Annotated in this window: 10 protein-coding genes; 9 read left to right on the top strand and 1 reads right to left on the bottom strand. The window is 62.3% G+C overall.

Features of this window, described 5'->3' with window-relative positions; genetic code table 11:
- Positions 1–164: 164 nt before the first annotated feature.
- The 5 genes from hemA to BR71_RS10095 all read left to right on the top strand — a co-directional run bounded on the left by hemA (position 165) and on the right by BR71_RS10095 (position 6,331).
- Positions 165–1,418, top strand: a complete 1,254-nt coding sequence (gene hemA / locus BR71_RS10115; protein ID WP_019102442.1) for a glutamyl-tRNA reductase — start codon at positions 165–167, stop codon at positions 1,416–1,418.
- The gene (prfA, locus tag BR71_RS10110; RefSeq protein WP_043636449.1) at positions 1,418–2,494 is read left to right on the top strand and encodes a peptide chain release factor 1; all 1,077 of its coding nucleotides are present in this window, start codon (positions 1,418–1,420) and stop codon (positions 2,492–2,494) included. Before hemA ends, prfA begins: the two co-directional genes overlap by 1 nt.
- Before the next feature lie 634 nt (positions 2,495–3,128).
- Positions 3,129–4,049 (top strand): transcriptional regulator GcvA, encoded by a 921-nt coding sequence (gcvA, locus tag BR71_RS10105; protein WP_019102440.1) that lies wholly within the window; start codon positions 3,129–3,131, stop codon positions 4,047–4,049.
- A 286-nt stretch (positions 4,050–4,335) separates the two neighbouring features.
- The gene (locus tag BR71_RS10100; RefSeq protein WP_052370472.1) at positions 4,336–5,916 is read left to right on the top strand and encodes an MFS transporter; all 1,581 of its coding nucleotides are present in this window, start codon (positions 4,336–4,338) and stop codon (positions 5,914–5,916) included.
- Complete coding sequence (locus BR71_RS10095) at positions 5,909–6,331, top strand: MarR family winged helix-turn-helix transcriptional regulator (protein WP_043636446.1); 423 nt, start codon at positions 5,909–5,911, stop codon at positions 6,329–6,331. The genes BR71_RS10100 and BR71_RS10095 overlap by 8 nt, the downstream gene beginning before the upstream one ends.
- A gap of 25 nt (positions 6,332–6,356) precedes the next feature.
- Here the strand turns inward: BR71_RS10095 and BR71_RS10090 are convergent, their stop codons facing one another.
- Positions 6,357–7,124 (bottom strand): substrate-binding periplasmic protein, encoded by a 768-nt coding sequence (locus BR71_RS10090; RefSeq protein ID WP_043636443.1) that lies wholly within the window; start codon positions 7,122–7,124, stop codon positions 6,357–6,359.
- Between the two features lie 117 nt (positions 7,125–7,241).
- Here BR71_RS10090 and metH point away from each other — a divergent pair, with 117 nt between their 5' ends.
- From metH to BR71_RS10070, 4 genes are all read left to right on the top strand, one after another.
- Positions 7,242–10,955 (top strand): methionine synthase, encoded by a 3,714-nt coding sequence (gene metH / locus BR71_RS10085; RefSeq protein ID WP_043636440.1) that lies wholly within the window; start codon positions 7,242–7,244, stop codon positions 10,953–10,955.
- 1 nt (position 10,956) lies between these two features.
- Positions 10,957–11,475, top strand: coding sequence for a DUF2878 family protein (locus BR71_RS10080; protein WP_162179210.1), 519 nt, complete (start codon positions 10,957–10,959; stop codon positions 11,473–11,475).
- 490 nt (positions 11,476–11,965) lie between these two features.
- Complete coding sequence (locus BR71_RS10075) at positions 11,966–12,715, top strand: S1 family peptidase (RefSeq protein WP_043636437.1); 750 nt, start codon at positions 11,966–11,968, stop codon at positions 12,713–12,715.
- Positions 12,716–13,104: 389 nt separating this feature from the next.
- Positions 13,105–14,286: an Lcl C-terminal domain-containing protein gene (locus tag BR71_RS10070; protein WP_043636433.1), complete on the top strand. Its 1,182-nt coding sequence runs from the start codon at positions 13,105–13,107 to the stop codon at positions 14,284–14,286.
- The last annotated feature ends 125 nt before the right edge of the window (positions 14,287–14,411 follow it).

Genomic DNA, 14,411 nt, shown 5'->3' with positions numbered 1-14,411 from the left:
GTTTGCGCAAGAAGAGCGCGCTATTTTAGACGGCGCGCGGCGCTGGATTCTGCTATGTCATATAAGGCGCTGACGACGGACCGGCGGGGCTTGCCCCCGCAGCGCAGGACGTGCGGTTCAAGTTAGGCTAAAATACCCCATTTCTTTCCGCGGCTTATCCGCCCATGCATCTGTTCGCCCTTGGTTTGAACCACCATACCGCACCGCTCTCCATCCGGGAAAAGCTGGCTTTTCCTGCGGAGGTGTTGCCCAAGGCGCTGGACAGCCTGGTCAGCTCGCATGCGGCGCGCGAGGCGGCCATCGTCTCCACCTGTAACCGCACCGAGATCTATTGCACCGGCAGCGATCCGCAGGCGGCGCTCAGCTGGCTGGCCAAGTTTCACGGCCTGGCGCTGGCGGAGATGCAGCCCTATCTTTATCAACTGGACGAGGCCAACGCTGCGCGTCACGCTTTCCGCGTCGCTTCCGGCCTGGACTCCATGGTGCTGGGCGAGACCCAGATCCTGGGCCAGTTGAAGGACGCTGTGCGCAGCGCCGAACACGCCGGCACCATGGGCACCCTGCTCAACGGCCTGTTCCAGCGCACCTTCGCCGTAGCCAAGGAAGTGCGGTCCAATACCGCGGTGGGCGCCAGCTCGGTGTCGATGTCGGCGGCGGCGGTCAAGCTGGCCGAGCAGATTTTCCCCACCATCGGCGAACTGAATATCCTGTTCGTCGGCGCCGGGGAAATGATAGAGCTGGTGGCCACCCACTTTGCCGCGCGCAACCCCTCCTGTATCACCGTGGCCAACCGCACGCTGGAGCGCGGCCAGCGGCTGGCGGAGCAGTTCGGCGGCAACGCCGTCACCCTCGCCGAGCTGCCGGACATCTTGCCGCGCTACGACGTGCTGGTCACTTCCACCGCCAGCCAGTTGCCCATCATCGGCAAGGGCATGGTGGAGCGGGCGATCAAGGCGCGTCGCCACCGGCCCATCTTCATGCTGGACCTGGCGGTGCCGCGAGACATCGAAGTGGAAGTGGGCAAGCTGGCCGACGTGTTCCTGTACAGCGTCGACGATATCGCCAGCGTGGTGGAAGTGGGCAAGGAAGCGCGCCAGAGCGCGGCCGCGGAGGCCGAAACCATCATCCAGGCGCGAGTCTGCGAATTCAGCGACTGGCTGAAAAAGCGCGAAACCGTGCCGCTGATCCGCGCGCTGCGCGACGACGCCGACCGGCTGCGCCGCGCAGCGCTCGACGCCGCGCTCAAGCAGCTGGCGCGCGGCGAAGCGCCGGAGCGGGTGCTGGAAACCCTGTCGGTGCAACTGACCAATAAATTGATGCATCCCCCCACTCGGGCCTTGTCGTCCGGGCGCGGCGCGGAGCACGACGCGCAGGTGGAAGCCGTGGCGCGTCTTTATCGTTTACACCCGGAGTCGTAATGAAAGCGTCAATTGCGGCCAAACTGGCGCAACTGGCCGACCGTCTGGAAGAGGTGACCCACCTCCTGGCCAGCGAAGCGGCTACTCAAAATATGGATGCGTTCCGCAAGCTCACCCGCGAGCATGCCGAACTCACCCCGGTGGTGGAAACCTACCAAAGCTATCGCCAGTGCGAGAGCGACATCGCCGCGGCGGAAGACATGTTGTCGGACCCGGAGATGAAGGAATTCGCCCAGGCGGAAATCGCCGAGGGCAAGGACAAACTGGCGGCGCTGGAACTGGAGTTGCAAAAGCTGCTCTTGCCCAAGGACCCCAACGACGAGAAAAACATTTTTCTGGAAATCCGCGCGGGCACCGGCGGCGACGAGGCCGCGCTGTTCGCCGGCGACCTGTTGCGCATGTATACCCGCTTCGCGGAGCGCAACCGCTGGCAGGTGGAGATTGTTTCCGCCAGCGAATCCGACTTGGGCGGCTATAAGGAAGTGATTGTGCGCCTGATTGGTTTCGGCGCGTTTTCCCGGCTCAAGTTCGAGTCCGGCGGCCACCGCGTGCAGCGGGTGCCGGTGACCGAGACCCAGGGCCGCATTCACACGTCCGCCTGCACCGTGGCGGTGATGCCCGAAGCCGACGAACTGGCCGACGTGGTGCTGAACCCGTCCGACCTGCGCATCGACACCTTCAGGGCCAGCGGCGCCGGCGGCCAGCACATCAACAAGACCGACTCCGCGGTGCGCATCACCCATATTCCGACGGGGATTGTGGCGGAGTGTCAGGACGGCCGTTCCCAGCACGCCAACAAGGCCAGCGCGATGCAAGTGTTGGCGGCGCGCATCATGGACATTCAGCGCCGCGAGCAGCAGCAGAAGGAGGCGGCCGAGCGCAAGAGCCTGATTGGCTCCGGCGACCGCTCCGAGCGTATCCGCACCTATAATTTTCCACAGGGCCGCATCACCGACCATCGAATCAACCTGACCTTGTACAAGCTGGATTACGTGATGGACGGCGACCTGAGCGAACTGACCGACGCTTTGATCGCAGAACAGCAGGCGGAATTGCTGGCGGAATTGGGAGAGTGACCGCGGGTCGGTACTAGCAAGGATTATTGCGTTGCCGCTGTCGGCGCAACGCGCTACACTCGCAAACTCAAGAACGGGCGGTTTGCCGCCCGCGCCCGCGGGCAGGATTGTCGCGCGGGCTTATTCTCCGAACTTTGGGCCACTCGCGTGGCCTTTTTTCTTGTCCGTTCACCGGAGAGCGGGCAAAAAAAAAGCCGGGCCCTGTCTGAACCCGGCAATGCCCAACGTGGATTGGCAGTCAATCTGGCGACGCCGCCGCATCTTGCGGCGACACGCGGTAAGCGGTGGAAAATTCTCCGTTGCAAGCGGATGTCATCCTGTAATATTTATAATCCGTTACTATTTCAGTACGGATAAAGCCTTAGGCTCGGGAATGACGATTCCGTTTCCGGGCAAGCCAAGGCCGGGCTTGGTTTTGGCTGTGGACACCGCGTTGGAAATCGGGGAGCGCGGCATAGACGGCTCAATCGGCGGGGAGAGCGAATCGCCATGCCATTGTTGCATGACGGCGGTCTGCATGCCGCGGAGCGCCGTTCAAAAGCCCAGCCGTGTCCGGCATGCCTAGCATACGATGTTGCGCCTGGCATGACAAAGCAGTTAATTTCATGATAACCATGATAAAAAGGCATGTAAGATGAAGCTGCCACCGCTGAATGCATTACGCGTATTTGTCGTTGCCGCCGAGCATTTGTCCTTTACCCGCGCCGCCGCCGCGCTCAGCCTCACCCAAGGGGCGGTTAGCCGCCACGTGCAAACGCTGGAGGAATACTACGGCGCCACGCTGTTTACCCGCCAGGCGCGCGGGCTGTCGCTGACCGCCGAAGGCGAGGCGCTGATCAAGCCGGCGCGCGAAGCCTTTCAATTGCTGAACGAAGCCAGCGAAGCGCTGCGGCTGCGGCAAAGCGATTTGCGCGTGCGCATGCCTCCCACCCCGGCAATGCGCTGGGTGCTGCCTAATCTGCCGGATTTCCAGACCCGCTATCCGGAGTACACGCTGCATCTGGTGACTCAACTGATTCACGACAAGCCGTTCAACCGGGCGGAATACGATCTGGCGGTGGTGGGCATGGCGCGCGCCGAGGTGGCGCCGGATCTGCGCACCGAATGCATCTGCCGCGAGAAGCTGATTCCGGTTTGTTCGCCGGCGCTGCTTAACGGCAAGCATCCGCTGAACACCCCGGACGATTTGCGCCACCACACCCTGCTGCACCCGTGGCGCGACCAGGACACCTGGAAGCGCTGGCTGAAACTGGCCGGCGTCAACGGCGTGAACCCGGAAAGCGGCGTCACCTTCGATGCCTCCGAATACGCGCTGCATGCCGCCGTCGCCGGCATGGGCGTGACCCTGGCCCAGGTGTCCATGGTGACCCAGGACCTGGATTCAGGCCGGCTGGTCATGCCTTTCGACACGGTGCTGGAAACCGAGTGGAGCTATTACCTGGTCTATCCGCACGAGCTGGCGGAGCTGCCCAAGGTGAAGGTGTTCCGCGACTGGCTGGTGGCCATCCTGGCCAAGAGCGAAGCCAGCAGCTGGCTGGCGCGGCGCGGCTATTGAAGCGCGCGGCGGCGTGCCCGCGCCGCCGCCTCTGCACCTGTTCACGATCTGTTGCGTGTCGTGGACGCCTGACACGGTGAGCATGCCTTCGAAATACTCATATACGGTGCGTACACTCCGTGTTCTCTGCCGTTTTCGCCTTGTCTCGCTCTTGCTCGCGAGACTGTGAACAGGTTCTAAAAGCCCGTCCCAAGCCTGCTTTGTAAATCTTTGTGTCCGGTTCTGGATTCCAGGGCGTTATCGGCGCAAAATAATTGACTAGTCAATTATTGATAGGTCAACAAAAATGAGCACTTTAGCCGCAAGCGCTGGAGCGGCCGGCGCGCTGGATTTCCGCCAGAAAGTGCTGGCCATGCTTGGTCTCTGTTTCGTGCTGCTGATGGTGGCGCTGGACCAGACCGTGGTGGGCACCGCCATGCCCACCGTGGTGGCGGAGCTGCACGGCTTCGATCTCTACGCCTGGGTGGGAACCGCCTATCTGCTGACCTCGGTCATCACCGTGCCCATCTTCGGCAAGCTGGGTGACGACCACGGCCGCAAGCCCTTCGTCTTGACCGCCATCATCCTGTTCACCGTCGCTTCCATGCTGTGCGGCCTGGCTCAGAACATGCTGGAGCTGGTGCTGGCGCGCGCGCTGCAAGGCGTGGGCGGCGGCATGCTGGTGGCCACCACCTTCGCCTGCGTGCCGGACATGTTTCCCGAAACCGCGCAGCGCTTGCGCTGGCAGGTGATGCTGACCGCCGCTTTCGGCCTGGCCAACGCGGTGGGTCCGACCCTGGGCGGTTTTCTCACCGAATATCTGGGATGGCGCTGGGTCTTCTTCGTCAACCTGCCGGTGGGCCTGGCCAGTCTGTGGTTTGTCTGGCGCTATTTGCCGGCGATGCGCCGGGCCGGAACCGCGTCCAAGCTGGATTGGCAGGGCGGCTTGCTGATCGCGACGCTGCTGGGTTCTATGCAATTGCTGGTGGAATGGCTGCCGCTGCATAAGCCGCTGTGGCTGATGGCCGGCCTGGGGCTGAGCAGCCTTGCCGCCTTGGCCGGCCTGTTGTGGTGGGAGCGGCGTTGTGCCAATCCGCTGCTGCCGCTGGACATGTTGAGCCACCGCAGCCTGGCGCCCTTGTTCGGCCTGTCTTTGCTGTTGGGCGGCGGCATGTTTGCGGTGATGTATTACGCGCCGTTGATGTTCCAGGGCGGTTTTGGCTTGTCCCCGAACCAGGCTGGCCTGCTGGTGACGCCGCTGGTGGTGTGCATCACTCTGGGCAGCATCCTGAACGGCCGCATCGTCACCCGGGTGCGCCGCCCCACCCTGTTGCTGGGCTTGGGCTTGCTGCTGTTCGCCTTCACCGCCGGCGCGCTGGGCTGGGTGAACGCCGCCACCGGGCATGGGGTGGTGGCCATGCTGATGGCGGTGGGCGGCTTGGGTTTGGGCCTGCTGCTGCCTAATCTGACCATCTTCGTTCAACAGAGCGCGCCGCGAGAACAGCTTGGCGTGGCCACCGCCATGATCCAGTCCACGCGGATGATAGGCGGCATGCTGGGCACCGCGCTGGTGGGCGTGTTCGTCACCCACCGTTACGTCGCCGGCGTCAACGTCTTGTCTACCGAACCGCAATGGCTTGCCTGGCTGCGCGATCCTCAAATCCTGCTCAGCCCGGAAACCGCCGCTCGCTTCGAACAGCTGACAACGGCGGCTCGTATCAATGGCGGCGCCTTGCTCAGCGCTTCCCGGCTGGCGCTGGTGGACGCCATCCACCTTAGCCAGTGGCTGGTGGCTGCGCTGGTTGTGCTTGGCTTATTGCTTGTGCGTCGAGTCCCGCATGTAGAATTGCGCGATGTCAAAACCAAGACGGCGGTAATCCATGACTGAACGCGCCCCCAATCTGCTGCAGCAAATCGGCCGCACAGGCCGCGCCATGTACGCGGCGTTTGAGCAACAGGTGGGCTACCCCTTGCCGCGCTGGCGCATCCTCGCCGCGCTGACCGATCTGGAGCAGGCGACGCAGAAACAGCTGGCTACCCGGCTGATGATGGATCCGGGCGCGCTGACGCGGCAACTGAAGGGGATGGAGGAGGAAGAGTTGGTGCGGCGCATCACCGACCCGGCCGACAACCGCCAGACCTTGGTGACGTTGGCGCCGGCGGGTCAGGCGCTGATAGAGGCGGTGCAGCCCAAGCGCGAGGCTTTTTTCCGGCATGCGCTGGCCGACATACCCGCCAGCCAGATGGAAACCACGCTGGAAGTGCTGCACCGGCTGGAACAGCGTTTCCGCGGCCAGGATTAGAGCCGGCGCCGCCGGCCGACGGCTTTTATTCCTGCGGCTGCCACTGATAGGTTTTCAACACCGCCTTGATGCGGCCGCTTTTCTGCAGGCGGTCTATGGCCTGATTCAGCTGCGGCACCTTGATATCGGAATGCGGCGCCACCGCGCACATGGTGGGCATGAAGGTCACCACTAGCGAGTGCAGCTTGAATTGCGCCGCATCCTGCGGCCAGGCGCGCGCCCAGGCGGCGAACTCCAGTTCAGACACGATGGCGACGTCGCTCAGCCGTTTTTGCACCGATTTGATCAGCAGCTCTATCCGCGCCTCCTCGTTGTGCAAGGCTGGGCTGCCGCGCCAGAAGCGTTCCAGCGTGGGATAGTTGTAACCGCGGATGGTGACGATGCGCTTGCCGGCGAGGTCGCCCACCTGGCGCAATTCCGTCGGCAGCTTCAGCGTCAACGGCCGTTCCAATTGCGGGTAGATTTCATGGGTCCAGCCCAGACGCGCCGCGTTGCCGAACCAGTCCGGATTGGCGTTGCAGATAATGTCCACCCGGCCCGATTCGATAGAGGACTCCACCCGCTTGCGGGCGATCAGGGTGAACTCCGGCCGCAGGCCCAATTCCGCCGCCAGCATCTCGCCGAGGTCCTTGGACAAGCCGCCGCGCAGATGCTCGCCGTCCGGCGACAGCATCACGACCGGCGCCGCGTCGGTATCCGCCACGCCTATCCGCAAACTACCCGCCGCCCACGCCTCCCCGCACCCTGCCGCCGCCAGCCCCGCGAGCAGCCACAGCTTATTCGTAATGGCCATATGGATGTTCTCTCTTTATTCTTAAGCAAGCGACCGGACAGTTGATTGCGAGTGTTAAGATGACCTTTTGAGTCCGTTGCGCTTGTTATCGTTGTAGACAAAAAAAGTTCAGCCGCCATGACAAAAACATTCTCGCATCCCCTCCGGCAACACCTCTCCCAACGCATTCTGATCCTGGATGGCGGCATGGGCACCATGATCCAACGCCATCAGTTGGAGGAAGCCGATTATCGGGGCGAGCGCTTTGCCGACTGGCCTTGCGACGTCAAGGGCAACAATGACTTGCTGGCGCTGACGCGCCCGGATGTGATCGGCGGCATTCACCAGGCGTACCTGGACGCCGGCGCCGACATCATCGAAACCAACACCTTCAACGCCACCTCCATCGCCATGGCGGACTACGCCATGGAAAGCCTGGTCTGGGAAATCAATCATGCCGCGGCCAGGCTGGTCAAGGAACTGTGCGAAAAGGCCAGAGCCGCCAATCCGGCCAAGCCGCGCTACTGCGCCGGCGTGCTCGGTCCCACCAACCGCACCTGTAGCATCAGCCCGGACGTCAACGACCCGGGCTACCGCAACGTCAGCTTCGACGAACTGGTGACGTCCTACACTGAGGCGATAGACGGCCTGGTGCGGGGCGGCGCGGACCTGCTGTTGGTGGAAACCATTTTCGACACCCTGAACGCCAAGGCGGCGGTGTTCGCCATCCACCAATACTTCGACGAGCGCCCGGACACGCCGCGTTTGCCCATCATGATTTCGGGCACGATCACAGACCAATCCGGCCGCACCCTGACCGGGCAGACCACCGAGGCCTTTTACAACTCGCTGTCCCACGCCGACGCGGTCAGCTATGGCCTCAACTGCGCGCTGGGCCCCGACCTACTGCGGCCCTATGTCGAGGAAATGGCGCGGGTGTCCGCCGGCTATGTATCGGTGCACGCCAACGCCGGCCTCCCCAACGCCTTCGGCGGCTACGATCTGGAGCCGGATGCGATGGGCGAGTTTGTCCGCGAATGGGCGGAGTCCGGCCTGATCAACATCGTAGGCGGCTGTTGCGGCACCACGCCGGAACACATCGCCGCCATCGCCCGCGCGGTGGACGGCGTCGCGCCGCGGCCGTTGCCGCAGATCGAAGCCAAGTGCCGCTTGTCCGGCCTGGAGCCGTTCAACATCGGCGACGGGGATTTGTTCGTCAACGTAGGCGAGCGCACCAACGTCACCGGCAGCCGGGCCTTCGCCAAGCTGATTCTGAACGGCGACTACGCCACCGCGCTGGACGTGGCGCGGCAGCAAGTGGAGAACGGCGCTCAGGTGATCGACATCAATATGGACGAGGGCATGTTGGACGCCCACGCCGCCATGGTGCGCTTCCTCAACCTGATCGCTTCCGAGCCGGACATCGCCCGCGTGCCCATCATGATAGACAGCTCCAAATGGGACGTGATCGAGGCCGGCCTCAAGTGCATACAGGGCAAGGGCATCGTCAACTCGATCTCGATGAAGGAAGGCAAGGACAAATTCGTCGAGCAGGCGCGGCTGATTCGCCGCTACGGCGCCGCGGTGATCGTGATGGCTTTCGATGAAGCCGGCCAGGCCGACACCTATGCCCGCAAGATAGAAATCTGCGAGAACAGTTACCGCATTCTGGTGGACGAAGTGGGCTTCCCGCCGGAAGACATTATCTTCGATCCCAATATCTTCGCCGTGGCCACCGGCATCGAGGAACACGCGCGTTACGGCCTGGACTTCATCGAAGCCACCGGTTGGATCAAGCAGCAGCTGCCGCACGCCAAGATTTCCGGCGGCGTGTCCAACGTTTCCTTCTCCTTCCGCGGCAACAACAAGGTGCGGGAGGCCATCCACGCCGTCTTCCTCTACCACGCCATCCAGCGCGGCATGACCATGGGCATCGTCAATGCCGGCGCGTTGGAAGTCTACGACGAGGTCGACCCGGAACTGCGCGAACGCATTGAAGACGTGGTGCTGATGCGCGTGCCCAAGGACGGTGGCGACGCCACCGAACACCTGATCGCGCTGGCGGAAAAATACAAAGGGGAAGCCGCCGGCGAGAAAAAGGGCGAAGACCTGGCCTGGCGCGCGCTGCCGGTGGAAAAGCGGCTGGAGCACGCGCTGGTCAAGGGCATTACCACCTTCATCGTCGAAGACACCGAGGAAGTGCGGCAGAAATCCGCGCGGCCCATCCACGTGATTGAAGGTCCGCTGATGGACGGCATGAACGTGGTGGGCGATCTGTTTGGCGCCGGCAAGATGTTCCTGCCGCAGGTGGTCAAATCCGCGCGGGTGATGAAGGCCGCCGTCGCTCATCTCGAGCCCTTCATCGAGGAGGAAAAAATCCGGCTTGGCCTGGCCGACGCGCCGGCCAAGGGCGTGATCATCATGGCCACGGTCAAGGGCGACGTCCACGATATCGGCAAGAACATCGTCGGCGTGGTGCTGCGCTGCAATAACTATCAGGTGATCGATCTGGGCGTGATGGTGCCCTGCCAGAAAATCCTGGACGCCGCCATTGAGCACAAGGCCGACATCATCGGCCTGTCCGGCCTGATCACGCCCAGCCTGGAAGAAATGAGCCATGTGGCCAAGGAAATGCAGCGCCAGGGCTTCACCATCCCGTTGTTGATAGGCGGCGCGACGACATCCAAGGTCCACACCGCCGTCAAGATCGCTCCGCACTACCAACATCCGGTGATCTACGTGCCGGACGCCAGCCGCGCCGTCGGCGTCTGCTCCAACCTGTTGTCCGATACGCTGCGCGACGCCTTCGTCTTGGAAAACCAGGCCGAGCAAGACCGCGCCCGCGAAGGCCACGCCAACAAGGCGAGCCGCAAGGTGGTCAGCCTGGAGCGCGCGCGCGCCAATAAGGAAGCGATAGACTGGACGGCCTACCAGCCGCCCAAGCCGAAATGGCTGGGCGTGCGCCGCTTCGAGCGCTACCCCTTGGCCGAGATCGCCGCTTATATCGACTGGACTCCGTTCTTCCAGAGCTGGGAGTTGGCCGGCCGCTTTCCGCGCATTCTGAACGACGAGATTGTCGGCGAATCCGCTCGCGCCTTGTACGAGGACGCGCAAGTGATGCTCAAGCAGATCATCGCCGAGAACTGGCTGGGGGCTAACGCGGTGATCGGTCTGTTCCCGGCCGCCAGCGTCAATCACGACGACATCGAAATCCGCGATCCGGACAACCGCGTCAGCCTGATGAGCTGGGTGGGGCTGCGTCAGCAACTGCCCAAGATGGACGGCAAGGCCAACTGGGCGCTGGCCGACTACATCGCGCCGCGGGACAGCGGCGTGCAGGATTACATCGGCGCTTTCGCCGTTACCGCCGGCATTGGCATCGAGCCGCACGTCAAACGCTTCGAAGACGCCGGCGACGATTATTCCTCCATCCTGCTCAAGGCGCTGGCGGACCGGCTGGCCGAAGCCTTCGCGGAACTGATGCACGCCCGCGTGCGCCGGGAATTCTGGGGCTATGCCGTCGCCGAGCAACTGGACAACGAAGCGCTGATCGACGAAAAGTACCAGGGCATCCGCCCCGCGCCCGGCTACCCCGCTTGTCCGGACCACACCGTCAAGACCGCACTGTTCGAACTCTTGGACGCGCCGGCCATCGGCATGACGCTGACCGAAGGCTACGCGATGCTGCCCACCGCCGCCGTGTCCGGTTTTTATCTCAGTCACCCTGCCGCGCGCTACTTTGGCGTGGGCAAGATAGAGCGCGACCAAGTGGCCAGCTACGCCGAACGCCGCGGCGTCAGCGTGGAACAGGCCGAGCGCGACCTTGCCCCCAATCTGGGCTATGACGCCTGAGGTGGGCAAGCCATGGCCCAGGCTGCTGCTGGGCGGCCTGCTCTTCGGCGGCGCCGCCTGGCTGTTGCTCAGTTTCCGCGACCGCTACGTGGTGCTGTTGCTGGCCGGCGCGCTGTTGGCCTGGCAAGGATTGCCGGCCGGCTTCAAAGCCCGCGCACTGCTGTTGACCGCGGCGGGTTGTCTGTTGGACTTCACCATTGCCGGCTTGGGACTCTACCGCTTTGTCGGCGTTGGCGTCCTGCCCTTGTGGAGGGTTGTCTTGTGGCTGAGCTTCAGCTGTTGGTGGCTGAGGCTGTTGGCTGTCTGGCGGCCGTCGCCGCGTCTGCTGGCGCTCATCGGCACGCTGGCGGGACCGCTGGTCTGCTGGGGAGGGCTGCAACTGCGCGCACTGCAAGCCGGCGCGCCGCCGTGGCTGACGCTGCTGATCCTGGCCCCGTTATGGGCGGCATTGTTGGCGTGGACCTCGCGTTTACTGTCGGGGGAGGATAGTCGGCTGGGCCAAGCGCGTGACTGTGGATAAGAACGTCATTCTCGGCATCCTGTGGATAAATGGGCCGCCCGCCGTATTCATGCGCTGAATATTGCTTGGCGCCGGCCAGAATCGTAAAAAACCGCATTGTTAACGATGCGGTTTTTTATTTACTCCACAAAAACAATAAATCATTCGAAATTAATTAAATGAGGACTATTAAATTTAACTGTTAATCGGTGAAAATTAACAAAGCAGCTATTTAAGCGCCGCTTAAAAAATGTCAGAGCCCGCCACAGGCTAGTTTGCGGTATATAGGGTAATTGGTTTTAATAAAAACCTATGACTTTGTTATTTTTGTGGCGACGAAGCATGGAAAATTCACACATAAAAATCGTTTTGCAAATCACATAATCATTGCAACCGACCGGGAAAGCTTGCGATGGGGAATGGGCAGATTCCAGCTTGAATTAAGCGAGCCGGCCCGGCCGGTCTTTTTGGATGATGAAAACCGCAATAACGATTTTGAAAAGGATATTCCGTGAAGAAAATTATCTTTGCCGCAGGCCTGCTGGCCAGTGCGCAATTGGTCGCCGCCGCGCCTTTCTCTCCAGCCGAAACCCACTACGTCAAGCTCGATTTTCGCGGCTCGTCCGGCGGCAATATCTGCGGCGGCTCGCTGGTGGGGTCGGATCTGGTGCTGACCGCCTCGCATTGCATTCTGGATAACTGGAACGGTGTGACCGCTTATTACGGCCGCCACTTCGCCCAGCGCGTGGAAACCACGCGCAACAATGCCAAGCCCAACTGGATCAAGTTCGACCATAACGGCGTGGCGGTGGATCTGGCCTTACTTAAACTGTCCCGCCCCATCGCCGGCCTAGACGGAGCCAGGGCAGTGCCGGTAGTGGCGCAAGAGGACTGCAACGGCGGGATGGGCGCAATGCAGGCCAATCTACGCATGGCGGAGACCGGCGGCCAGCTGGCGGCCAGTCTGATGGATGTCCGCATCGCCAATATCCAGCAGCTGGGGCCGTCGCCCTTGGCCAACGGCCTGTCCTTGCTTGCCAACGGCAGGGTGGGCCGCGGCGGGGACTCCGGCAGCCCGCTGCTGTCGCCCAAGGGGGTGCAGGTGGGTGTATACAACGGCAACGCTGGCAACGTTTCCGCCTTCGCCGCATTGTGCAAATACGCGGGCAGCATCAAGGCCTGGTCCGAAGTATTAAGTCCGTCCGGCAGCCAAGTCCCGCCGCCAGGGGACTGGGTATGGCCGGACGCCGCATTGCGCTGAAACGGAGCGCAAATACAAAAGCAGCCCAAGGGCTGCTTTTTAGTTTCAGTCATTGCGCTCCGGCTCTTTGTGTCTGTTCACAGTTCCGCAAGCCAGAACGAAAACGGCCGAGAAAGCACAATATAAATATGCTAAATGGGCATTGTGAAGCCGTTTTCAACGTCGTATCGCCGTAGCGCAGCAGGCATTGAACTGCTTGGAGGGGTCTGCTGTTGCTGCCAGCGCGTTCCGACGCTGCGCATCGCCTAGATCGCGCGATGTTTGCTTAACATATCGTATGCCAAAAGCTTGATCGCGACCTTCGCTTGCTTGTTTCGGACATTTTCCTTGTGTGGACGAATCTACAAACGCATAATCAATCGTCCTAAAAATGATATTTTGTTGTCAGAATGATCCGGTATTCTCAGTTTTCACTTGTTGTGGCGGCCAGCCTGACGCTAGCCGCCTGCTCGGGCGGTCCAGCCGTTCAGCCGGTCCGCACCGGCGTGTTTGTCGATAGCCCGGTAGCGGGTCTGGATTACGACAGCGGCAGCCATGCCGGCAAAACCACCGCCAACGGCGAATTCCACTACCTGGACGGCGCAACCGTTGTCTTCCGCATCGGTCAGCTGGAACTGGGCCGCAGCCTGGGCGCGCCCCAGCTTACTCCACTGCAATTGACCGGCAGCCAGAACCCGGCGGACCCCAAAGTGCTGCGCCAGGTACAACTGCTGCTGACGCTGGACCAGGATGGCAATCCCGACAATGGCATTCAGATTGAGACGGAAATCGCCGCCCGCTTTAACCGTAGCCAAAGCCTGGAACAGGCTGGCGATCTGCAAACCCTACTTGATCAGACCGGCATTGCTCGTCGCCTGGTCAGTGCCGATCGCGCTGCCCAGCATTTCCAGCTCAGCTTGGCCTCCTTGCGTGCGCAGCCGCCCTCCCCGCGCTTCACGCCCTTGGCCGAAGCCGACGGTGCGCCGTTGGGCGGGGCCAGGCAACGCGCCGGCTGCGTGCAGGACAAGCGGACCGGCCTGATTTGGGAAGTGAAAGCCGAGCGAGGCTTGCGTAGCCAGTTTCATAGCTACTACGCCAGCTCTAGCGGAAATGCGGCGCAGCCGGCCAAATGCGAATCCGACCAGGGGGATTGCCTGGTCGCCACCTATGTCCAGTCTGTCAGGCAGCAGAGGCTTTGCGGTTTCGACGATGAGACGGCGGGCGGGGATCGTGGCTGGAGGCTTCCAACAGAACGGGAGTTGAAAACGCTGCTGGATTGGAGCCAGCGGGACAAAGCGCTTGGCCTGCCGGCATTGGACCGCTACGCGTTTCCGGATGCGGCGGCCACTTTCTATTGGACCGGCACCAGCCATTCGGAAGAAAGCACCGTGGTGGTTGCCTTTGATGATACTCACCGCAGCTTGGCCAGCATCAGCCTGGGCCAGGGCCAGGCTGCGCGGGTGCGTCTGGTGCGAGGTCCCAAGCTGGCCGACGAACCGTCGCCGCACGGCATGGACAAACCCTTGTCGGCTTATGCCTCGGTTCGCTCCGAGGGGCCATCCATCCTCCATGCCTCGGGCCGTCCGCTCTGATTATCGGCGGCTCGCCACACCTTGTTGCCGCGCCTAGAAAGGCGCGGCTCTCAACTCCCATCTAGAACCCCAAGCCCAGCCCTATGTCACCGCGGGCGGGCAAGGCGCGACCCTGCCTTGTCTAT

It is taken from the genome of Chromobacterium haemolyticum DSM 19808 (assembly GCF_000711885.1).
Lineage (GTDB): Bacteria > Pseudomonadota > Gammaproteobacteria > Burkholderiales > Chromobacteriaceae > Chromobacterium > Chromobacterium haemolyticum.
Note: the sequence above shows the minus strand (reverse complement) of the source record. Positions and strands in the feature narration are given on the sequence as shown.